The 22,316-nt window shown below is 71.7% G+C and carries 16 protein-coding genes; 14 read left to right on the top strand and 2 right to left on the bottom strand.

Annotated features, from left to right (window positions below; genetic code table 11):
* Positions 1-138: 138 nt before the first annotated feature.
* Both BZL64_RS24140 and BZL64_RS41295 read right to left on the bottom strand, forming a co-directional pair.
* A complete protein-coding gene (locus BZL64_RS24140; protein ID WP_086771292.1) occupies positions 139-816 on the bottom strand; it encodes a class F sortase in 678 nt (225 codons plus the stop codon).
* A 104-nt stretch (positions 817-920) separates the two neighbouring features.
* Positions 921-1,196, bottom strand: coding sequence for a hypothetical protein (locus BZL64_RS41295; protein ID WP_244205467.1), 276 nt, complete (start codon positions 1,194-1,196; stop codon positions 921-923).
* Between the two features lie 1,222 nt (positions 1,197-2,418).
* Between BZL64_RS41295 and BZL64_RS24130 the strand changes: the two genes are divergently transcribed.
* The 14 genes from BZL64_RS24130 (at position 2,419) to BZL64_RS24065 (ending at position 22,314) form a co-directional block, all read left to right on the top strand.
* Positions 2,419-3,897 carry a sugar transferase gene (locus BZL64_RS24130; RefSeq protein ID WP_086771291.1) on the top strand — a complete coding sequence of 493 codons (1,479 nt, stop codon included), beginning with the start codon at positions 2,419-2,421 and terminating at the stop codon, positions 3,895-3,897.
* Between the two features lie 82 nt (positions 3,898-3,979).
* Complete coding sequence (locus BZL64_RS24125; RefSeq protein WP_086771290.1) at positions 3,980-5,296, top strand: nucleotide sugar dehydrogenase; 1,317 nt, start codon at positions 3,980-3,982, stop codon at positions 5,294-5,296.
* Positions 5,253-6,566 (top strand): glycosyltransferase family 4 protein, encoded by a 1,314-nt coding sequence (locus BZL64_RS24120; protein WP_401709742.1) that lies wholly within the window; start codon positions 5,253-5,255, stop codon positions 6,564-6,566. The genes BZL64_RS24125 and BZL64_RS24120 overlap by 44 nt, the downstream gene beginning before the upstream one ends.
* Positions 6,563-7,930 carry a polysaccharide biosynthesis protein gene (locus BZL64_RS24115; RefSeq protein WP_086771289.1) on the top strand — a complete coding sequence of 456 codons (1,368 nt, stop codon included), beginning with the start codon at positions 6,563-6,565 and terminating at the stop codon, positions 7,928-7,930. Before BZL64_RS24120 ends, BZL64_RS24115 begins: the two co-directional genes overlap by 4 nt.
* Positions 7,927-9,477: a Wzz/FepE/Etk N-terminal domain-containing protein gene (locus BZL64_RS24110; RefSeq protein WP_086771288.1), complete on the top strand. Its 1,551-nt coding sequence runs from the start codon at positions 7,927-7,929 to the stop codon at positions 9,475-9,477. Before BZL64_RS24115 ends, BZL64_RS24110 begins: the two co-directional genes overlap by 4 nt.
* Positions 9,478-9,480: 3 nt before the next feature.
* Complete coding sequence (gene asnB, locus BZL64_RS24105; protein WP_086771287.1) at positions 9,481-11,406, top strand: asparagine synthase (glutamine-hydrolyzing); 1,926 nt, start codon at positions 9,481-9,483, stop codon at positions 11,404-11,406.
* A gap of 53 nt (positions 11,407-11,459) precedes the next feature.
* A complete protein-coding gene (locus BZL64_RS24100) occupies positions 11,460-13,646 on the top strand; it encodes a bi-domain-containing oxidoreductase (RefSeq protein ID WP_086771286.1) in 2,187 nt (728 codons plus the stop codon).
* Positions 13,643-15,628: a heparinase II/III family protein gene (locus tag BZL64_RS24095; protein WP_086771285.1), complete on the top strand. Its 1,986-nt coding sequence runs from the start codon at positions 13,643-13,645 to the stop codon at positions 15,626-15,628. Before BZL64_RS24100 ends, BZL64_RS24095 begins: the two co-directional genes overlap by 4 nt.
* An 8-nt stretch (positions 15,629-15,636) precedes the next feature.
* Entirely contained in the window at positions 15,637-17,157 is a 1,521-nt protein-coding gene (locus BZL64_RS24090; RefSeq protein WP_244205466.1) for a right-handed parallel beta-helix repeat-containing protein, read from the top strand.
* 1 nt (position 17,158) lies between these two features.
* Positions 17,159-18,388: a hypothetical protein gene (locus BZL64_RS24085; RefSeq protein WP_086771284.1), complete on the top strand. Its 1,230-nt coding sequence runs from the start codon at positions 17,159-17,161 to the stop codon at positions 18,386-18,388.
* A 2-nt stretch (positions 18,389-18,390) separates the two neighbouring features.
* Entirely contained in the window at positions 18,391-19,632 is a 1,242-nt protein-coding gene (locus tag BZL64_RS24080) for a glycosyltransferase (RefSeq protein WP_086771283.1), read from the top strand.
* Positions 19,629-20,879 carry a class I SAM-dependent methyltransferase gene (locus BZL64_RS24075; protein WP_086771282.1) on the top strand — a complete coding sequence of 417 codons (1,251 nt, stop codon included), beginning with the start codon at positions 19,629-19,631 and terminating at the stop codon, positions 20,877-20,879. Before BZL64_RS24080 ends, BZL64_RS24075 begins: the two co-directional genes overlap by 4 nt.
* On the top strand, positions 20,876-21,670 hold the full coding sequence (locus BZL64_RS24070) for a glycosyltransferase family protein (RefSeq protein ID WP_086771281.1): 795 nt from the start codon (positions 20,876-20,878) through the stop codon (positions 21,668-21,670). The genes BZL64_RS24075 and BZL64_RS24070 overlap by 4 nt, the downstream gene beginning before the upstream one ends.
* The gene (locus tag BZL64_RS24065) at positions 21,667-22,314 is read left to right on the top strand and encodes a PIG-L deacetylase family protein (protein WP_086771280.1); all 648 of its coding nucleotides are present in this window, start codon (positions 21,667-21,669) and stop codon (positions 22,312-22,314) included. Before BZL64_RS24070 ends, BZL64_RS24065 begins: the two co-directional genes overlap by 4 nt.
* Positions 22,315-22,316 lie beyond the last annotated feature (2 nt).

Genomic DNA, 22,316 nt, shown 5'->3' with positions numbered 1-22,316 from the left:
ACGAGAGCAGCCCGCTCGACACGACCGCCGCCGCGCTCCGGGATACGCCCCTGCCGCCGAAGCAACCCGCGTGATGAGCGCCGTGAGCGCCATGCTCCCGCGAGGAGGCGCGGCCGGGCCGCCGTGGGCGGCACCCGCCTATCGCACGGCGGCGAGTGACGCGTAGACGACGACGTTGCTCCGATAGCCGGTGTTCTTCGTGTAGCCGCCGCCGCAGGTGATCACGCGGAGTTCGGCGCGGTCGGAACCGCCGTAGACCTTGTCGTCGGGGAATCGCTCTTTGTCGTACACCTCGACGGCGTCGACGGTGAAGACGGCCGTACGGCCGTCCGCCCGGTCGATCTCGATCGTGTTGCCCTTGGCGACGGAACCGAGGCCGTAGAAGACCCCGGGGCCACCGCTGGGCAGGTCCACGTGGCCCGTGGTGACGGCTGTCCCGACCGATCCGGGGGATGTGCCCCCGCCGTACCAGCCGACGAGCCGGGGGTTGTCGGCTGGTGGGGGCAGCAGCGCCCCCGACGCGTCGAGGTCGAGACTGCTCATCGGGGCGTCCACGCCGATGACGGGAATCCGCAGCCGCAGCGGTGGTGCCGGCCGCAGCGGCTCAACGGCCGGGCCCGTCGCCGCCGCGGCTGTGGGAGCGACGGCGGGGGCCGCCGGGCTGGACAAGGCCTGGTCCGTCGAGGGCTGCGGTGGCCGCACCTCGCGCAGCGCACCGCTCACCAGCAGCGCCCCCGTCAACAAGGTCCAGGCCACCAGCTTGACCGAGGGGACGTACGAAGGCGAGGAAGCGCGGGTTTGATGCCCAGGGGCCATCATGTTCCAGCCTCTTGCTCACTACCGGGGAAGAGAGGGACAGCCCTGCCACACGGCTTCCGGTGAGGCAGCCACCACAGGCCTGTGCGGCAGGACGCCGCGGGTCATGCGCGGCCGGCCTGCGAGCGGTGACGCACTCGCACCAGCCAACCCGCCGCGCCCGCGGCCATCAGCACCCCGCCCACGGCGAGCTGTGTGGCTGTGTCGTCGGTGTCTCCGAAACCGGCCTCGACGGCGCCGTGGGGCCGCGCCGTCAACGCGTACGAGTCGGTGAGCTTCACCCTCGGCGGGCACTTGACCGTGACGGTGTCGGTGGTGGCCTCTGTTCCCTCCGGTACGACGAACTGGCCGGTCAGGACGCCCTTCCGCTCGCCCTCCAAGAGGTGGAAGGCTCCCGCCAGCTCCGACTGCCCCTTTCCATAGACCTCCGCGCCGCACGCGGTGGTACTGACCGTGACCGTGGTCCCGGAAGATCCCGGCCGCGAACGGATGTCGAGACGGGATTCGCCGGCTGCGGCAGCGACCGGCCCCTGCAACACCAGGACACCGACCACCAGTCCGATACCAACGCCAACATGTGTGCTGCCCAAGGAGTCCTCCAATGACACACTGCACTCGGCTTGCCTGAACGGGGCCACACATCCATTCCACTCATCCGACGATCGACACCCGGTCACCCCCCACGACGTGGCACCCGGCGGAGCGATTCACCCGCCAGGCGTACCGACCGCGTCACCACGCGCGTCCGCGCGGCGGGCATCCGCGGCACGGCCACAGGCGTCGAGCACCGGCTGCTCGTGTCCCGGGCCCTCCGTCGGCGCCCGGCAGCATCGCGGTGTGCGTCCGGTCGGTCCTCGACGCGGTCGCGCTCCTTCTTGGGCGTGCCGCCGCACACCGACGTGATCAAGCCGGGCGTGTGTCCTCGGCGCCGATCGCCGCGCCCGCTCGGGCATCCGGACCGGCATCGCGTTGTGTACGAACCGAGGCAGTGGTTGCCCGACCGGGCGCTGCGGAAGGCCCTCTGCGGCTCGCCGATCGCCGCCGCGCGGAGGCGGCGCCCGGGGTCCGGCGAGCTGCCGGTGCTCGCTATGGCGTGAAGGCAACCGTAGGAGATGGCTGATCTGTGGATCAAGTCCCAAAGCTTGAACACAAATTACACACACCCTCTCTTCATACTGGTCGCGATGGTCTAGATTGACCGTGCTTCAGCTGTTCGAACACGAAGCGATGGAAATGATCTATGGGTCCGGCGTCAGGGATTGGCAGCAGCCGCATGCCCGGCGCCAGACGTGGGGGTGATCAATTCTTTTGGCCCGAGAGGGCCTCGGGCGCGAAGAGCACCTGAGGTTTCCAACGGGTTCCCGTGCGCCTCCGAGTCTGGCCGGACATGCGAGTCCGCTGCCTGTGCGAGGCGAACTCTTCAAGTAGCTCTGGAATAGCTGGGATGCCATGCGCAGAGGGCCTCCCACAGAGGAGGAACAGCGCTGCACCGGGGGGCGGGGAACCCTCCGAGAGGAGGGACAGTGCGGGAGGCGGGGGCCTCCCGAGGGGAGCAACAGTGTTCGGCGGACACGCCGAACCACTGGGGACCTGGGGGGTTCTGTGCGGCAAGGGGAATTGGTCAGCCCGTTTCCGTCGGCGCGGGGGCGTCCGGCGAACGGGGCAGTCAGCCCGCCCGCGATCGAATGGGAGCAGCGTTACCGCCGTACCGTGATCATCAACGACACCGTGACCACCGCTTTTGTCGTGGCAGCCATCGGAAACTTCTTCGGGGCCCGGGACGCGGCCAACTGGCATGAGAAGTGGGGCATTCTCGCATTCGGCACCGAGTTGCTGGTGCTGGGGGCGCTTGCGGTGAGCCGGGCGTGGTCTCCGGCGGTTCTCGGCCAGGGGGCCGAGGAATTCCGCCGGCTCGGACGCTCACTGTTCGCGGCGACGGTCGTACTGGCTCTCGGCGGAATAGCTCTCACCTCGCGAAACATCAAATTGTGGATCTTCGTCGCCATCCCCGCCATCGCGCTCGTCACCATGACCTCGCGGTATGTGCTGCGCCTCTGGCTGCACAGACAGCGGAAGGAAGGACGGTGCCTGCGACCGGTGCTCGCCGCCGGGAGCCCGGCCACCGTGCGCGACCTGATCAACCGGACCCGCAAGTTCCCGCACCTCGGCTGGCGGGTGGACGCGGTGTGCACGACGGACGGTCGCGGGCTCGACGGCGACCAACTGGACGGAGTGCCCGTCGTCGGCCGGCTGGCGGACGTCGCGGACCACGTACGCCACGACGGCTACCGGGTCGTCGCGGTCACACCGGACCCGCACTGGTCGCCGGACCGGTTGCAACGGCTGGCGTGGAACCTCGAAGGCAGCGACGCCGAGATGATCGTGGCGCCCGTGCTGATGGAGGTGGCCGGCCCGCGGCTGCATGTCGACGCGGTGCTCGGGATACCGCTGCTGCGGGTCAGCATGCCGACCTTCAGCGGGGGCCGCCACGCGGTCAAAGGCGTCGTCGACCGGATGGGCGCGGCGTTCCTGCTCGTGCTGTTCGCGCCGCTGATGGTGTTCGTCGCGCTGATCGTGATGGTGGACAGCCGCGGTGGGGCCTTCTACCGCCAGCGCAGAGTCGGCAAGGACGGCCGCGAGTTCACCATCGTCAAGTTCCGCACCATGGTCGCCGGGGCGGACCGGGCCCGTGACGCGCTGGCCGACCGCAACGAGGGCGCCGGCCTGCTGTTCAAGCTCCGCCGGGATCCGCGGGTGACCGGGGTGGGAGCGGTGCTCCGCCGGTACTCGATCGACGAGCTGCCGCAGCTCTTCAACGTGCTGACCGGATCGATGTCGCTCGTCGGTCCGCGGCCTCCGTTGCCGGAGGAGTCCGCCGCGTACGGGCCGGTCATCCGGCGGCGGCTGCTGGTCAAGCCCGGACTCACCGGCCTGTGGCAGATCAGCGGACGCAGCGACCTGTCCTGGGAGGAGGCGGTCCGGCTGGACCTGCGGTACGTGGAGGACTGGTCGCTCGCCCTGGACACGGTGATCTTGTGGAAGACGCTGCGGGCGGTGCTCTACGGGCAAGGCGCTTACTGATGCGCGCAGGGCTGCGACTCAACGGTTCAGCCGGCGCGCGGACTGCGGGCCACAAGGGCCTGCTCGGGGGGAGGAACGCCTGATGAGAGTGAGTGTTTTCGGGCTTGGTTACGTGGGCTGCGTGTCGGCCGCGTGCCTGGCCAGCATGGGTCACCAGGTCATCGGGGTGGACGTGAACCAGGTGAAGGTCGACCTGGTCAACGACGGCAGGGCCCCGGTCGTCGAGGAGCGGATCGGCGAGCTGATCGCCGAGGTCGTCGGGACCGGCGCGCTGCGCGCCACCGACGACGTCCGCGAGGCGATCATGGACAGCGAGGTGTCGCTGGTCTGCGTGGGCACGCCGTCGGAGCCCAACGGCAGCCTGTGCACCACGTATCTGGAGCGGGTCACCGAGCAGATCGGCGCCGCGCTGGCCGAACGGGGCGGGCGGCACACCGTCGTGTTCCGCAGCACCATGCTTCCGGGCACCTGTCTGAACCTGCTGGTGCCGATCCTGGAGAAGTACGTCGGCGGCACGGCCGGGGTGGACATCGGGGTGGCGGTCAATCCGGAGTTCCTGCGCGAGGGCACGAGCGTGCGGGACTTCTTCGACCCGCCCAAGACCGTCATCGGCGAACTCGATCCGGCGAGCGGCGACGCGGTGACGGCGCTGTACGACGGCTTGCCCGGCGAGGTGTTCCGGGTGCCGATCCCGACGGCCGAGGCGATCAAGTACGCGGACAACGCGTTCCACGGCCTCAAGATCGGCTTCGCGAACGAGCTGGGCGCGGTGTGCCACGCCCTCGGGGTGAACTCGCACGAGGTGATGGACGTCTTCCTGGCCGACAGCAAACTGAACATCAGCCCCGCCTATCTGCGGCCCGGCTTCGCCTTCGGCGGCTCCTGCCTGCCCAAGGACCTGCGCAGCCTGGTCCACGCGGCACACCGGGCCGACGTCTCGGTGCCCATCCTCGCCCACGTGCTGCCCTCCAACTCCGACCATCTGCAGCGCGCGGTGGAGCTGGTCGAGCGCACCGGCAAACGCCGGGTGGGCCTCTTCGGGCTGTCCTTCAAACCCGGCACCGACGACCTCCGGGAGAGCCCGCTCGTCGAGCTGGCGGAACGGCTCTTCGGCAAGGGGTACGACCTGCGGATCCACGACGCCAACGTGAGCCTCTCCCGGCTGATCGGCGCGAACCGCGAGTACATCGAGACCCGGCTGCCGCACCTGGCGCAGCTCCTCGCGGATTCCGTCGACGAGGTGCTCGAACACGCCGAGGTGTGCCTGGTGGGGACCAGGGACCCGGCCGTGCTGTCGGCGCTGCCGCACGGCGACGGGCCGCTGATAGTCGATCTCATCCACCTTCCCGACGCCGATGTGCGCCGGGCCGAACCGGGGTACGTGGGCCTTGCCTGGTGACACATCGTTGGAGGACCTGGCCGGCGGCGACCGGCCGGGCCGGCGTGCGCTGATCCTCGTGGAGAACCTGTCGGTGCCGTTCGACCGGCGGGTGTGGCAGGAGTGCACGACGCTGCGCGACGCGGGCTGGACGGTGGACGTCATCTGTCCGCAAGGGAGCAAGCGGGACACGGAGGCGGAGACGGAGATCGACGGGGTGCGGATCCACCGCTACCCGTTGCGCGCGGCCACCGGAGGGCCGGCCGGCTACCTGCGGGAGTACGGGTCGGCGTTGTGGCACACGGTCCGGCTGGCCCGCAAGGTCGGCCCGGTCGACGTGGTCCACGCCTGCAATCCGCCCGACCTGCTGTTCCTGCCGGCGCTGTGGCTCAAGCGGCGCGGGGCGCGGTTCGTCTTCGACCAGCACGACCTGGTGCCCGAGCTGTACCTCTCCCGGTTCGGCCGCGGTGAGGACCTGCTCTACCGCGCGGTGTGCGCGCTGGAACGGATGACGTACCGGGCCGCGGACGTCGTACTCGCCACGAACGAGAGCTACCGGGACGTCGCGGTGCGCCGCGGCGGCCTGCGGCCGGCGGACGTCTTCGTGGTGCGCAGCGCCCCGGACATCACACGGTTCCACCCCGTACCGCCCGAGCCGGAGCTGAAGCGCGGCAAGCCTCATCTGCTGTGTTACCTCGGGGTCATGGGTCCGCAGGACGGCGTCGACTACGCCTTGCGGGCCCTGGCGAAGCTCCGCGACGAGCTGGGGCGGACCGACTGGCATGCCGTGTTCGTCGGCGGCGGTGACACCTTCGACGCGATGGTGGAACTGTCCCGGCGGCTCGGGCTGTCGGAGCAGGTGCAGTTCACCGGGCGCGTTCCGGACGCCGACCTGGTGCGCTACCTGTCGACCGCGGACGTGTGCCTCTCCCCCGACCCGCGCAATCCGCTCAACGACGTGTCGACCATGAACAAGGTCCTCGAGTACATGGTGATGGGCCGGCCGATCGTCTCCTTCGACCTCCGGGAGGCGCGCGTCTCCGCCGGTGACGCCGCCGTCTACGCGCCCGCCGACGACGAGTCCGCGTTCGCCGGACTCGTCGCGGGGCTGCTGGACGATCCGGAGGAGCGGGCCCGGATGGGCAAGATCGGCCAGGAGCGGATCGGCGGGGCGCTCTCCTGGCGGAACTCGCAAGCGTCACTGCTCGCCGCCTACGCCGCTGCCTGCCGTGCCGACGCTCCGGCGTCGGCGGGCGACCCGGACCGATCAGGGAGAAGGCCGCGCAGTTGAGCGATGACACGATACGCCTGGTCACGATCGGGCGGATTATCCGTCGGCGCCGACGGTTCCTCACCCTCCTCGTCCTGGTGGGTGCGCTCGTCGGCTACGGCACCTCCCTGGTGTTCCCGCCCCGCTACACGACGTCGGCATCGGTCCTGCTGCCCGGGGCGTGGGAGGAACGCGAGCTGCTGACCCAGGCGGAGATCGCGACCAGTTCGGTGGTGCTCGACCGCGCGGCCGCCACCCTCGGCTGGAGCGGGGTCGGCGGCAGAGAACTGCGGGACCAGGTGAGCGCCACGTCCGCCGACGGGAACATCATCAAGATCTCGGGCACGGCCGGCACCCCGGAGCGCGCACAGCGGCTCTCCGACCAGGTGGCCCAGCAGTTCGTCACCTTCGCCGCGCGGATCGTCGGCGACAACACCGATCCGGACACGGCGGAGCAACCCGAGGCGCTGCGGCAACTGGTCGTGCAGACCAGCCGCCGCATCACCGAGCTGGCCGACGCGGCCGATCCGGGGCAGACCGTGGAGAGCGTCCAGACCCGCACCGAACTCGCGAAGCTGCGCACCGCGCTGCAGAAGGCCGTCGCCAAACTGGACGAGGTCGACCCGACCGCCGGCAAGACCAACCTGGTCGTCATGGGCCCGGCGGCCCGGCCGACCGGTGAGGCACCGCCGACGCGGACGCAGCTCATCGTCGGCGGCGCGGTCCTGTTCTTCCTGCTCGCGGTGATCGGCCATCTCGCCGCCGCGCGGATGAGCCGCAGGCTGCGCACCGAACCGGAGATCGCCGCGGCGCTGGGCTCCACGCTGCTGGGCACCGTCGACGTACCCGCCGAACGGACCGGGCAGCGGCCGGAAGGCGGTGACCCGCGGGCGCGGATCCGCCGGCTGCTGGGCGTCGACGTCCGGTGGGACCTGCCGATCCCGCAGGCGTCCGGCGACGAGGCCGGCCGGCAGATCCGCTACCGGCGGGTGAGCGCCCGTCTCCGGGAACGGCTGCCGGACGCCCGTCGGCTGCTGGTCGTCGTGCCGGAAGGCGACGAGATCGCCCACCGGGCCGCCGGGCAGCTCGTCACCGAGGCGCGGAGCGATCCGTCGCTGCGCGTGGTCGGGGTCTCGGTGTCCCAGCCGCTGGTGCCGGACCGCGACGACGAGTCCGGCGCCCTGGTCGTACTCAGCGCCGGCAGCTGGACCGCTGGGGAACTCGCGGGCATCGCCGAGGCGTGTACGGACGCCCATCACGAGGTCGTCGGCATCGTCCTGGCCGGCGCGGTCCGGACCCGTGCGACACCGCCTGCCGCCGATGCTCGCCGAACCGCCACGCCGGCGCTCGCGATCGGCGACGACACGAGGGGAGCGTCAAGGTGACGACGAGTACGACTTCGGAGTCGTCGGCCGCTCCGCTGCTGGATCTGCAGGCGCTGGTGGTGGCGGTGCGCAGGCGGCGCCGTCTCTGGTACTCGCTGGCACTGCTGGGGCTGCTCGTCGGCGCGGCGGTGGCCGTCCTGCTGCCGCCCCCGCCGACCGCGGTGACCAAGGTGCTGGTCGCGCATCAGGAGGACCAGCCCAACGACCCGGGAACACTGATCCGCACCGACGTCGCGCTGCTGCACACCACGCGGATCGCCGCCGCGGCCCTGCGTTCCCTCGACTCCCCTGAGAAACCTGAGGACTTCATGCGGGACTACGGGGGCAGCGGCCTGACCAACAACCTGCTCCAGATCACCGTGACCGCCGACAGCGAAGCGGAAGCGGTGGCCCGCGCCAAGGCGCTGGCCGACGCGTTCGTCGCGGACCACGTGAGACGAATACAGCAAGCCGCCAAGGCCGAGGCGAAGGCCCTGCTCGACCAGCGTGACCGACTGCGCGGCGAACTCACCACGGTCGACAAGGCGATCGGGGACGGCGCGACGGAGAGCGGACCGAAGGCGTCGGCGAACCTGGAGTCGCTCTACGCCCGGCGGGCAGAACTCACCTCGCAGATCACCGAGTTCGGCCAGCGCGCCGCGGAGGCCGGCATCGGCACACCCCAGCTCGTCGCCGGCACGCAGATCGTGGACGCCCCGCGCGCCGAGCGGTACTCCCTTCCCAGGGCCGCCGCCACCGATGCCGCGATCGGGCTCGTCCTCGGGCTCGCTCTCGGGCTCGCGGTGGCCGCGGTCGGCACCGTCGTGGCGGACCGCCCCGTGCTGCGCCGGCAGATCGCGGCGAACCTCGGCGCCTCGGTCATCGCGGAACTGCCCCGCCGGCCGGCCCGGCTGTGGCGGCGACGGCGGAGCCGGGCGGCACGGACACGGCTCACCACGTCACTGGCCCGCACCGTGCGCGGCTCCGCGGAACCGTTGTCGCTGCTGGAGCTGGGCTGTGCGCGCGGCACGGGCGTGATCGCCCTGGACCTCGCCGCGGCACTGGCGGCGGACGGGCCGGTCGTCGTCGTCGACGGCCTGCCCGGACAGCGGCTGACCGGGCGCCGCCCGAACCCGGGAGACCCGACCGTGGTCGGCGGCGAGCGTGCCGAGGCCCTGTCGCCCGAGGAGCGCCGGCTCGGCGTCGGCTCGGTGGCGCCCGGCACGGCATGGACGGACCTGCGGTACCTCGGCACGCGGACCGTGCTCGTCGTGCGTGCCGGGCACGGCAGTGCCGCATGGCTGCACACCGTGGCACGGCAGCTCGCCGACCAGCGCATCGCGGTGATCGGCGTGGTGCTGATCGACCCCGATCCGCGTGACCGGACCGACGGCACGTTGTGGGACGGGCCGCACACCGCGCCGCGCGTCCGTGGCGAACGGGCGGTCCGACAGAACGGTGGGGGTACCTCCCCCGCCGTTCGGACGGCGGGGGAAGGCGGGCAGCGGACGGAGCGGCTGCCGATCTGGGCGGCACGCGTCCCGGACAGCGACCAGGAAGCGCGGTAGGACATGTGTGGCATCGCAGGTACGTACCGCTGGCCGGACGGCAAGGCCGTGACCGACCGGCTCACCGATACCCTCGCCCACCGCGGCCCGGACGGGGCGGGCCGGTACGGCCACGCCGTCGGTGACGCCGAAGTGCACCTGGGGCACCGCCGGCTGGCCGTCGTCGACCTGTCGGAGACCGGCGCCCAGCCGATGGTCTCCGACGGCCTCGTCCTGACGTACAACGGCGAGCTGTACAACGCCCCCGAACTGCGTGCCGAGCTGACGGCGGCCGGGGTGCGCTTCCGGGGCACCTCGGACACCGAGGTGCTGCTGGAGGCCTGGCGGCGCTGGGGCACGGACTGTCTGCCCCGGCTGCGCGGCATGTTCGCGTTCGGGATCTTCGACGAGCGGACCGGTGACCTGGTCCTCGCCCGCGACCAGCTCGGCATCAAGCCGCTGTTCCTGCTGCGGCGCGGCGAGGGCCTGATGTTCGCCTCCGAGCTGAAGGCGCTCGCGGCCGTGACCGGCGGGTCGCTGGAGGTGGACCACGCGGCGCTGGTGGCCTCACTGCTGTACTACTGGGTGCCGGACTCACGGTGCGCGTTCCGCGAGGCGGAGAAGCTGCCGCCGGGGAGCTGGATGAGGTTCCGGCCCGACGGCCGGGCGGAGCGCGGCCGGTTCTGGAGTCTGCGGGACGTCGCCGCCGAGGGCCGGGAGCGGGCTCTGACCGGCGAGCAGCCGGACATCGCCGCCGTCGTCGAGGAGTCGACCCGGCGTCACCTGCTGTCCGACGTGCCCGTGGCGACCTTCCTCTCCGGCGGCCTCGACTCCAGCTACCTGACCGCGCTGGCCGCCCGCGACCGGCCCGGTATCTCCGCCTACACGATCGGGTTCCGCGCCGAGGACGCCAGGTTCGAGGCGATGCCGGACGACCTGCGCTACGCCCGGCAGGTGGCCGAGCGGTTCGGCGTCGACCTGCACGAGATCGAGATCGCTCCGAACGTGCTCGACCTGCTGCCGCGGATGACGCACCACCTGGACGAGCCGATCGGCGATCCCGCCGCGATCAACACGTTCCTGATCTGCGAGGCCGCCCGAGAAGCGGGCGTGAAGGTGATGCTCTCGGGGATGGGCGCCGACGAGCTGTTCGCCGGGTACCGCAAGCACCTCGCCAACCTGCTCGCGCTGCGCTACCAGCGCGTCCCACGGCCACTGCGGCGCGGTCTGTCCAGGGCCGTGGACCGGCTGCCGGTCGCCACGGCCCGCCGCGGGTACCGGTCGGTGCGCTTCGCGAAGCGGTTCCTGTCCTTCGCCGATCTGCCGGAGGAGACCGCGTTCCGGCGCAGTTACACCATGTACGACCGGGGCGAGCTGCTCGCCCTGATCGATCCGGACCTGGCCGGGACGGTCGACGACGTGCTGACCGAGCACGCGGACGTCTACGAGGACAACGACCTCGACGACTTCGTCAACCGCATGTGCCTGGGCGACTCCCGGATGTTCCTGCCGGGCCTGAACCTCGCGTACACGGACCGCTCCAGCATGGCCGCGTCGACCGAGGTGCGGGTGCCGTACGTGGACGTCGAGGTGGTCAAGGCGGCGTTCGCCGTGCCCGGCGACCGCAAGATCGTCGGACGGCAGGGCAAGGCCGTCCTCAAGGAGGCGGCCTCCTCGGTCCTGCCGCGGGAGATCGTGTACCGGCCCAAGGGCCTGTTCAGCGCCCCGCTGCGGGCCTGGATGAGCCGGGATCTGGCACCGCTGGTGCGCGAGGTCGTCAACGACGGCGTGCTCGTCAACTCCGGGATCCTGCGCCGCGACGCGCTGGCGCGGATGGTCGCCGAGGACGCCGCCGGACAGCGGGACTTCTCCAAGCATCTGTGGCATGTGCTGACCCTCGAGTACTGGTACCGGGGCGCGACGTCAAGGGCCCCTCAGAACTCCCTGTGACGGCGCAGAGCGAACGGCTCAGAGCAAACGGCGTAGAGACAAGAGGACTTCGGGTGAAACAGGTTGTGCAGAACTACAAGAGTGGCGAACTGGCGCTGCTCGACGTGCCGGTGCCGGGGTGCAAGCCGGGCGGTGTGCTGGTCCGCAGTGCCTTTTCGCTGATCTCCACCGGGACCGAGCTGATGAAGGTGTCCGAGGCCGGCATGTCGATGGTGGGCAAGGCCCGCTCCCGGCCGGACCAGGTGGCCAAGGTCATGCAGAGCGTGGCCACCAACGGGGTGCCCGCCACCTACCGCAAGGTGATGGGCAAGCTGGACTCCTACACGCCGCTCGGCTACTCGCTGTGCGGGGTGGTGGAGGAGGTCGGCGCCGGCGTCGACGACGTGAAGGCCGGCGACCTCGTGGCCTGCGCGGGCAACGAGCACGCGTTGCACGCCGAGCTGAACTGGGTGCCGAAGAACCTCTACGCCCCGGTGCCGGACGGCCTCGCGCCGCGGCACGCGGCCTTCGGCACGGTCGGGTCGATCGCGTTGCAGGGCGTCCGTCAGGGCGAGTCACGGCTCGGTGAAGTGGCGCTGGTCATCGGCCTCGGGCTGATCGGGCAGCTGGTGGTGCAGCTCCTGACCGCCTCGGGGGTGCGCGTCGTCGGCGTCGATCCCGACCCGGTGCGCTGCGAGCTGGCCGAGCGCCTCGGCGCCGCGGCCTGCGGTGATCCCGCGTCCGCGGCCGTGGAGGCCACCGTCGCCGAACTCACCGGCGGTCACGGAGTGGACCAGGTGTACCTGGCCGCCGGCGGCGGCAGCAACGAGCCCGTCGAGCTGGCCGCCCGGCTCTGCCGGGACCGCGGCCGGGTCGTCGACATCGGCAAGTGCCGCCTGGACCTGCCGTGGAACGCGTACTACGAGAAGGAGCTGGACGTCCGCTTCTCGCGCAGTTACGGCCCCGGGCGCTACGACCCGGAGTACGAGCTGGAGGGGCGCGACTATCCGATCGGTTACGTGCGCTGGACGGAGCGCCGCAACCTGGCATGCTTCCTCGATCTCCTCGCCCGTGGCAGCGTCGACGTGGAGCCCCTGGTCTCCCACATCGCCGATTTCGATGACGCCGTCGAGACGTACCGGAGCCTGAAGGACGGCGAGTTGAAGGCCGTAGCCGTGCTGTTCCGCTACCCCGAGCGGGCGGGCGAGGCGGCGGCTCCCGTGGTGGCCGTGCCCGCGGTGGCCGTGCCCACCGCGAGCAGGAAGCCGAGTCCGGTCCGGGCGGCCAGGACGCCGGTGCGGCTCGCGTTCGTCGGCGCGGGGAACTACGCGACGTCGATGCTGCTGCCGCATCTGGCGCGGCGTGACGGCGTCGAGTTGGCGACCGTCGTCACCACGACGGCGCTGTCCGCGGCCAACGCGCAGCGCAAGTTCGGCTTCGCCGGGGCGACCACCGATCTCGACGCCGTGCTCGGCGACAAGTCCGTCGACGCGGTGTTCGTGGTCACCCGGCACAGCTCGCACGCCGAACTGACCCGCAGGGCGCTGCTGGCCGGCAAGAGCGTCTTCGTGGAGAAGCCGCTGGCCCTCACCGAGGACGAGCTGGCCGGCGTACTCGCGGCGGTGGAGGAGTCCGGCAACGACCGGCTGCAGGTGGGATTCAACCGCCGGTTCGCGCCGCTGCTCCAGGAGGCGAAGAAGCAGTTCGGTGCCCGGACCGGCCCGGCGAGCCTGCGCTACCTGGTCAACGCGGGCCGGCTGCAGCACGGCAGCTGGTATCTCCGGCAGGGCACCGAGGGCTCGCGGTTCGCCGGTGAGGGCGGGCACTTCATCGACACGGCGAGCTGGCTGCTGGAGGCCGACCCGGTATCGGTGTACGCGGTCGCCGCGTCCGGCAACGAGGACCTCCAGGTCGTACTGCGCTATCCGGACGAGTCCACCGCGACCATCAGTTACGTCACCACCGGCGCGCCCGGCTTCCCCAAGGAAACGCTGGACGTTCTCGCGGACGGCAAGGTGCTGCGGCTCGACGACTTCGTCCGTGCCTCGGTCCACGGACCCGGGAAGTGGGTCAGTTCGCGGCTGCCCAAGGCCCGGGACAAGGGCCAGTCCGCCCAGCTGGCCGCCTTCGTCAAGGCGGTGCGGACCGGGGGGCCGATGCCGGTGCCGCTGGAGTCGCTGGTCGCCACCACCGCGGCCACTCTCGCCGTGCGGGCCGGCCTGGCCGGCGGCGCGCCGGTGACGCTGGCGGGGGCGCGATGACGGTCAGCTCAGGGAGTCCGGGCTGGTACCTGCGGCGGTTGTCCCGCATGGGACCGCGGGAGGTCGGCGGCCGGGTCGGCGACACGGTGCGCAGGCGGCGGTGGCGCTCGGCACGGCCGGAGTGCCCGAGCGTGACCGGCGCCCGGTTCACCGCGGTACTGCCCGCGGGGACGATCGCCGCGGTGCCGCCGGACGCCGCGAAGCGTCTCCTCGCCGAGGCGGACCGGCTGATGGCCGGACACGCCGAGTACTTCGGGGTGGTCCGCGACGACCTGGCCGACCCCGACTGGTGCCACGACCCGAAGACCGGGCGCCGGGCCCCGTGGGGTTACGCCTTCGACGTGCCGTACCGCGACGAGAACGCGGTCGGGGACATCAAGCAGATCTGGGAACTGTCCCGGCATCAGTACCTCACCGTGCTCGCCGCCGCCTACGCGATCAGCGGGGACGAGCGGTACGCCGAGCGCGTGGCCGGGCACCTGCGGTCGTGGTGGTCGGCCAACGCACCGCTGCGCGGCGTGCACTGGACGAGCGGCATCGAGCTGGGGATCCGGCTGCTGTCCTGGGTGTGGGTGCGCCGGCTGCTCGACGGCTGGCCGGGCGCGGCCGCCCTGTTCGAGGGCAACCCGGTGGCGCGCCACCAGATCTGGCACCACCAGCGCTGGCTGGCCGCTTTCCCGAGCCGTGGGTCCTCGGCGAACAACCACATCGTCGCCGAGGCCGCCGGGCAGTTCGCCGCGGCGTGCGCGTTCGGGTGGTTCCCCTCCTCGGCACGGTGGCGGGCCGACGCGCTGCGGTCGCTGGAGCGGCATCTGCGGCGCAACACCTTCGGCTCCGGCCTCAACCGTGAGCTGGCCAGCGAGTATCACGGGCTGGTGCTGGAGCTCGGTCTGGCCGCGGTGGCCGAGGCGGACGTCGCGGGCGTACCGGTTCCGGCGTCGGTGCGGCTGGTGCTGCTGCGGATGACCGACGCGCTCGCGGCCGTCGTGGACAACAGGCTGAGGCCGCCGCGCCAGGGGGACGCGGACGACGGGCACGGTCTGGTCGTCGACGGCCCGGACACCGACCGCTGGGCCTCACTGCTGGCCACCGGGGACGCCGTGTTCGGCCGGCTCGACTGGTGGCCGGCGGTGCCCGCCGCCGATGTGCGCACCCCGCTGCTGGCCTCGCTCATCCGGCCGTACGCGAAGAGGGGAACCGCGCCGGCCGTGTCCCGTCCGGCGGGCCGGCCGGAACATTTCGCCGACGCGGGCATGACGATCCTGCGTGGTCCGGAGGAGATCTGGTGCCGGTGCGACGGCGGTCCGCACGGCTTCCTGTCCATCGCCGCGCACGCTCACGCGGACGCGCTGTCGCTGGAGGTCCGCCACGACGGGGTCGATGTGCTCGCCGACCCGGGGACGTACTGCTACCACGGGCAGCCCGAGTGGCGGCAGTACTTCCGGTCGACGCTCGGCCACAACACGCTGCAACTGGACGGCGGTGACCAGTCCGTCTCCGGTGGCCCGTTCCTGTGGACGCGGCACGCCCGCAGCCGCGTCCTGGTCGCGGACACCTCGGGCACCTCCGACGGGGGGACGGCCCGCTGGTGCGCCGAGCACGACGGTTACCAGCAGGCCGTGCACCGGCGCCGGGTCGAGCTGACGGCCGCGAGCCGGGAGCTGCGGGTGATCGACGAGGTCCGCGGCCCGCACGGCTCCCGCCGGGCCGTGCGGCTGGCGTTTCATCTCGGCCCGGCGATCAGCGCGGACCTGGTGGGGAATCGGGCGGTGCTCACCTGGAGCCGGGACGGCGAGGACCGCTCCGCGAAGCTCGATCTGCCGGGGGAGCTGTCCTGGCGGGCGCATCGCGGCGAGACCGACCCTCCGCTGGGCTGGTACTCCCCCGGCTTCGGGCGCAAGGAACCCGCCACCACGCTGGTCGGCACCGGCTTCGCCGACGGCGCGCAGGGGTTCACCACCGTGCTCGGGTTCCGCGGCTAGGGGGACACGTGGCGATCAAGTGGCGGCTCCGGGTGTTGCCGTCGGCACTGCTGGCGCTGGCCCTGACGGCGGCGACCGGCTGTGAGGGCTCGCCGGACGCGCGGCCGAAGCCGACGGCCGCGCCGTCCGCGCCCGTGGCCGGGGTGTGCTCCAAGCCCGCGGCCGGGCCGGCGAAGGCGCCGGCGGGCGCGGTCACGGTCGACCCCGCGGTCGCCGGTGACCTGGCCGCCAGGACCACCAGCAGCCCTCCGGGCACCACGTTCTGGCTTCGTCCGGGCAAGCACACACTCCCGTCGGACCGCTACGCCCAGGTCGTCCCCAAGGAGGGGAACACCTACCTCGGCGCACCCGGCGCGGTGCTCGACGGCCGCAGGACCAACCAGTACGCGTTCGGCGGCGCCGCCCGCGACGTGACCATCCGCCATCTGACCGTGCAGGGGTTCGTCGCACCGCACGACGAGGGCGTGGTCAACCATGACTCGGCCGACGGATGGGTGATCGAGCACGCGACGATCCAGCACAACTCCGGCGCCGGGCTGATGGCCGGTGCCCGCCAGCGGGTCAGCGCCAGTTGCCTGCGCGGCAACGGTCAGTACGGCATGAACGCGTACAAGGCCGACGGCCGGTTCAACGCTCTGGTGGTCGAGGGCAACGAGATCGTGGGCAACAACACGGACGACTGGGAGCGGCAGCGGCCCGGCTGCGGCTGCACCGGAGGCATCAAGTTCTGGGCCGTGGACGGCGCCGACATACGCGCGAACTGGGTGCACGACAACCGCGGAACCGGCGTGTGGGCGGACACCAACAACAACGACTTCCTCATCGAGGGCAACGTGTTCGAGGACAACGACGGCGCCGCGCTGATCTACGAGACCAGCTACAACGCGGTCATCCGCAAGAACACGATCCGGCGGAACAACTGGGTCGAGGGCCGCAAGTACGCGGACCGCGGCGACAACTTCCCGTTCGCGACCGTCTACCTGTCCGAGTCCGGCGGCGAACCGCGGATCCGCGCCCGCACGGACAGGATCGAGGTCTACCGGAACGTCCTGGAGAACAACTGGTCCGGCATCACCCTGTGGGAGAACGCGGACCGGTTCTGCAACAGCCCGGCCAACACGTCGTCCGGCGACTGCACGTTGCTGGTCAAGGACAAGAACCGCTGCGCGCAGCCGGGAATCGCCGCCGCACCGCTGTACGCCGACTGCCGGTGGAAGACCCAGCGGGTCGACATCCGCGGCAACCGCTTCGTACTGGACAAGTCCGTCGTCGACTGCACGGTGAAGTGCGACCGCATGGCCGTGCTCGCCAACTACGGCACCTATCCGAACTGGTCGCCGTACCAGGGCGAACGGGTGTCGGAGGCGATCACCCGCGAGCAGGACAACCGCTGGCACGACAACGTCTACGTCGGACCGTGGAAGTTCGTCGTCCACGACCCGAGCCGGATCCTCGACTCCTGGCAGTGGCAGGGCACGCCGTACCGGCAGGACCCGGGCAGCACCTTCGGCGCACGGGACGGTGGTTGAGATGGGCACGGACCACACGTCGAAGATCGTCGGGACGGTCTGGGGGCTGCTGATCCTCAACACGCTCGGCTCCGCCGGGGCGGAGACCATCGTCCCACTCCCCCGCTCCCTCATCCAGATGGTCACCATGGGCGCGCTGGCCGTCGCGTTCACGCTGGCGCTCGCGGTCAATCTGCGGCTGCGCATCCGGGCCAGCGCGTTCGTGTTCCTGCTCACCCTGCTGCTGGTGCCGAGCGTGATCTCCAGCGCGGACCTGGAGTCCGGGTTCGGGGCGCTGTTCCGCTGCGCCCGGCTGGCTCTCTTCGTCGGCACGCTGTGGTTGCTCAGCCGTTGGTGGGACGGGGGCCTGACGTTCGTCCGGCACCACATCCGCATGTACTTCGCGGTCCTCGCGTCGGTGGCCGCCGGCGCGGTCCTCTCACCGGGCGCCGCCATGCCCGAGCTCTACGGCGGCCGGCTGGTCGGTGCGCTGTGGCCGCTCACCCCGCCGCAGATCGGACAGTACGCCGCCGTGATCATCGGGCTCGCCGTGCTGCTCCTGCTGGGCCGCAGGACCGACCGGGGCAGCGCGGCGGTGGTCATCGTGCCGGCCCTCGTCCTGCTCGCGCTGACCCATACCCGGACGGCCACGCTCGGGCTGCTCATCGGGCTGGTGCTGGCGATCGGCTCGCTCTTCCTGACCAGTGCCGCCGCACGCAGGTTCTTCGCCTGGGCGGTGCTGTGTGCCGCCGTGGCCGCGGTGGGGTTCGGCTCCGCGCTGCGGGCGTGGTTCCTGCGCGGACAGAGCGAGGAGAACTTCACCAGCCTGACCGGTCGGGCCAAGGTCTGGGACGCCCTGCTGGCGGCACCCCGGACGACCTCGGAGCACCTGTTCGGGGCGGGCCTGGGCGACAAGTCGTTCGGCGGGCTGCCGATCGACAACAGCTGGCTGGCCGTGTACCACGAGCAGGGCATGACCGGCGTCACGCTGGTGGCGGCGGTCATCGTCGTGCTGGGCGGCGTCGCGTTGCTGCGGCCACCGTCGCTGCCGAGGGCCTGCGCGATCTTCCTGATCAGCTACTGCGCGATCGCCTCGTACACCGAGGCGGGGCTGGGTGACGCCTCGCCGTATCTGCTGCATCTGGCCGTGGCCGCCTCGTTGTTGGCGGTGCCGGCCGCCGCTCCCGCGGCGACGGCAGAAGTCCCCAGACGCCCGGTCCCGCGATGGGCCCAGAGTTCGGAGGTGACCTGAGCATGCACATCCTCGTGGTGCACAACCGCTACGCCTCGGCACAGCCGAGCGGGGAGAACAAGGTCGTCGACCAGGAGGTGGCGCTGCTGCGCGGGGCCGGGCACCGGGTCGAGGTGTTCGAGCGGCGCAGCGACGACATCGCCGCCCGGTCGCTGCCGGGCAAGGCCGCGGTGGCACTGCTGGTGCCGTGGAACCCGGCGGTCCGTACCGAACTCGCCGCGCGGCTTCGCGGCGACCGGCCGGACGTGGTGCACGTCCACAACGTGTTCCCGCTCCTGTCGCCGGCGGTGCTGGCCGCCTGCGCCGACGCCGGTGTGCCCGCCGTCGCCACGCTGCACAACTACACCCAGGTCTGCCCGCCCGGCACGCTGCAGCGCGACGGCCGGCCGTGCACCGAGTGCGTCGGGTCCACGCCGCTGCCCGCCGTCCGGCACGGCTGCTACCGGGGCTCCCGGCTGGCGACGGTGCCGCTCGCGGTCAGCCTGTCGGTGAACCGGCGGCGGTGGTGGTCCGGCGTGGAGCGGTTCTTCTGCATCTCCGCGGCGCAGCGCGACGTCCTGGTGCGGTCCGGGATGCCCGCCGAGCGGCTGGCGGTCAAGCACAACTTCGTGCCCGAGCCGGGCGCCGTCCGCGCGGGCCCCGGCGAGCATCTGCTGTATCTCGGCCGGCTCGCGGAGGCCAAGGGTGTACGGCTGCTCATGACCGCCTGGGACGAGATCGCCGCCGCCGGCGGTGTGGGCGTGCCGCTCGTGATCGCCGGCACGGGGCCACTGGAGCGGGAGGTGGCCGCATGGGCGGCGGACCGCGACGACGTACGCCACGTCGGCCTGTACGACGCGGAGCAGTGCCGGCAGGCCGTCGCCAGGTCGGTCGCCGTGGTGGCTCCCTCGACGTGGCTGGAGGCGTTCGGCCTGGTGGTCGTCGAGGCGATGGCGGCCGGGGTGCCGACCGTGGCCGCCGGTCACGGCGCCTTCGTCGAACTCGTCGAGGACGGGGTGACCGGGCTGCTGCACCGGCCGGGCGAGTCCGCCTCGCTCGCGTCCTGCCTGCGCCGGATCACGGCCGAGCCGGACCGCAACCGGGAGATGGGCCGGGCGGCCCGGCGCCGTTACGAGCAGGGCTTCAGTCCGGCCGTCGGGCTGGAGCGCCTGGTGGAGGGGTACCGCACCGCGATCGCGGGTCGGTCAGCACTGGCTCGCGACGGGGACACCCGCGCGGGCAGGGGGGATGGGGACAGCACATGACACGATGCCGACTCTGCGGCTCGGAGGCGATGGCGAGCGTCGTCGATCTCGGGGCGACACCACCGTGCGAGAGCTTTCTCGCCGCGGACCAACTGGACGAGCCGGAACCGGCGTACCCGCTGCACCTGCGGGTCTGCACCGGCTGCTGGCTCGCGCAGATACCTCCGCTGATCACGCCGGAGGAGACGTTCAAGGAGTACGCGTACTTCTCGTCCTACTCGACCTCCTGGGTGGAGCACGCGCGCACGTTCGTCGCCGGCGCCGTGCAGCGCCTCGCTCTGGACGCCGACGCGTTCGTGGTCGAGGTCGCGAGCAATGACGGGTACCTGCTCAGGCATGTGGTGGACCGCGGGATCCGCTGTCTCGGCATCGAGCCGTCGGTGAACGTCGGCGCCACGGCACGGGACGCGGGGGTGCCCACACTCACGGAGTTCCTGGACCCGGACACCGGTGCGGGCGTCCGCGCCGAGCACGGCCCGGCGGACCTGGTCGTCGCCAACAACGTGTACGCGCACATCCCGGACGTGGTCGGGTTCACCCGGGGGCTGCGCGCCCTGGTCGCCGACGACGGCTGGGTCTCCATCGAGGTGCAGCACCTGCTGACCCTGATCGAGGAGAACCAGTACGACACGATCTACCACGAGCACTTCCAGTACTACACGGTCGCCTCCGCGATGCGGGCGCTTGAGAGCGGTGGACTCGCCCTCGTGGACGTCGAGTTGCTGCCCACGCACGGCGGCTCCGTCCGGCTGTGGGCCCGGCCGGCCGAGGTGGCCGGCGAGCCGACGCGGCGGGTGGCCGACGTGCTGGACCGGGAGAAGGCCGCCGGGCTGCGGGAGTTGTCCGGGTACACCGAGTTCTCCGCCCGGGTGGCCAAGGTGCGCCGGGACCTGCTGCGGTTCCTCATCGACGCGGCCGAGCGCGGCGAGACCGTCGTCGGCTACGGCGCCCCCGGCAAGGGCAACACCCTGCTCAACCACTGCGGCGTGCGGCCCGACCTGTTGGCGTACACGGTCGACCGCAACCCCTACAAGCACGGCAGGTTCACCCCCGGCACCCGCATCCCGATCCTGTCACCCGAGCGGATCGCCGCCGACAGGCCGGACTACGTCCTGGTCCTCCCGTGGAACCTGCGGGCGGAGCTGGTCGAGCAGTTGTCCTTCGTGCACGAGTGGGGCGGCCGGCTGGTCTTCCCCATCCCCGAACTGAGCATCGTCGAGGCCACGTCGCGAAAGGGCACAGCATGAAGGTCGTACTGTTCTGCGGCGGTTACGGGCTGCGCATGCGCAGCGGCGCCTCCGACGACGTGCCCAAGCCGATGGCGATGGTCGGCCCGCGGCCACTGATCTGGCACGTCATGCGCTACTACGCCTACTTCGGGCACACGGAGTTCATCCTGTGCCTCGGGTACGGGGCCCACCACATCAAGGACTTCTTCCTCAACTACGAGGAGACGACGTCCAACGACTTCGTACTGCGGGGCGGGCGGACCGAGTTGCTGTCCACCGACATCGCGGACTGGACGATCACGTTCGCGCAGACCGGCATCGAGTCACCGATCGGGGAGCGGCTGCGCCGGGTGCGGCACCACCTGGACGGCGACGAGATGTTCCTCGCCAACTACGCCGACGTGCTCACCGACGCCCCGCTGCCGGAGATGATCGACCGGTTCGCCGGGCGGGACGCCGGGGCGTCGATGATGGTGGTGCCGCCGCAGTCCTCGTTCCACTGCGTGGAGCTGGGCGAGGACGGCCTGGTGGGGGGCATCACCGCGGTGAGCGACATGCCGCTGTGGGAGAACGGCGGCTACTTCGTGCTCCGCCAGGAGATCTTCGACCACATACCGGAGAACGGGGACCTGGTCGCCGACGGATGCGCCCAACTGGCCAAGCGGGGACGGTTGGTGGCGCACCAGCACCGCGGCTTCTGGAAGCCGACCGACACCGTGAAGGAGCGGGCCGCGCTCGACGACGCCTATGCCCGGGGGACGCGTCCGTGGGCCGTGTGGGAACGCGACGGCGCGGGGGTGAGTGCGTGATCCGGCTCGGCACCGGGCGCCTGGACCGGATCGTCGCGGTGGGCGCGCACTGCGACGACATCGCCATCGGCGCGGGCGGCACGCTGCTGACGCTGTGCCACGCGCGCCCCGGTGTCCGCGTCGACGCGCTGGTGCTGTCCGGCGGCGGCGGCGAGCGGGAGCAGGAGGAGCGGGCCGCGCTCGCCGCCTTCTGTCCGGGCGCCGACCTGCGGCTGACCGTGCACAAGCTGCCGGACGGCCGGTTGCCCGTGCACTGGGACGAGGCCAAGGCCGCGGTCGAGGAACTGCGCGAGCGGACCGACCCGGACCTGGTCCTCGCCCCGCGCACCGACGACGCGCACCAGGACCACCGCGGCCTGGCGAAGCTGGTACCCACCGCGTTCCGGGACCATCTGGTCCTCGGCTACGAGATCGTCAAGTGGGACGGCGATCTCGGCCGGATGGCGGCCTACCAGCCGCTGTCGCCGGAGATCGCCGAGGAGAAGGTACGGCTGCTGCAGGAGCACTACGCCTCGCAGCGGCACCGGCCCTGGTACGACCGGGAGGCCTTCCTCGGTCTCGCGCGTATCCGCGGCATCGAATGCCACGCGCGCTACGCGGAGGCGTTCGCCGTCACCAAACTCACTCTCGACCTGGGGGAATGAAC

Source organism: Streptomyces bobili, from assembly GCF_002154575.1.
Classification (GTDB): Bacteria; Actinomycetota; Actinomycetes; order Streptomycetales; family Streptomycetaceae; genus Streptomyces; species Streptomyces bobili.
This window is presented reverse-complemented; position numbering and strand designations above follow the sequence as displayed.

Excerpts from the sequence above, each read along its gene's own strand:
- BZL64_RS24140 (WP_086771292.1), bottom strand. The coding sequence starts at position 816 with ATGGCCCCTGGGCATCAAACCCGCGCTTCCTCGCCTTCGTACGTCCCC.
- BZL64_RS24125 (WP_086771290.1), top strand. The coding sequence starts at position 3,980 with ATGAGAGTGAGTGTTTTCGGGCTTGGTTACGTGGGCTGCGTGTCGGCC.
- BZL64_RS24120 (WP_401709742.1), top strand. The coding sequence starts at position 5,253 with ATGTGCGCCGGGCCGAACCGGGGTACGTGGGCCTTGCCTGGTGACACA.
- asnB (WP_086771287.1), top strand. The coding sequence starts at position 9,481 with ATGTGTGGCATCGCAGGTACGTACCGCTGGCCGGACGGCAAGGCCGTG.
- BZL64_RS24095 (WP_086771285.1), top strand. The coding sequence starts at position 13,643 with ATGACGGTCAGCTCAGGGAGTCCGGGCTGGTACCTGCGGCGGTTGTCC.
- BZL64_RS24085 (WP_086771284.1), top strand. The coding sequence starts at position 17,159 with ATGGGCACGGACCACACGTCGAAGATCGTCGGGACGGTCTGGGGGCTG.
- BZL64_RS24080 (WP_086771283.1), top strand. The coding sequence starts at position 18,391 with ATGCACATCCTCGTGGTGCACAACCGCTACGCCTCGGCACAGCCGAGC.
- BZL64_RS24075 (WP_086771282.1), top strand. The coding sequence starts at position 19,629 with ATGACACGATGCCGACTCTGCGGCTCGGAGGCGATGGCGAGCGTCGTC.
- BZL64_RS24070 (WP_086771281.1), top strand. The coding sequence starts at position 20,876 with ATGAAGGTCGTACTGTTCTGCGGCGGTTACGGGCTGCGCATGCGCAGC.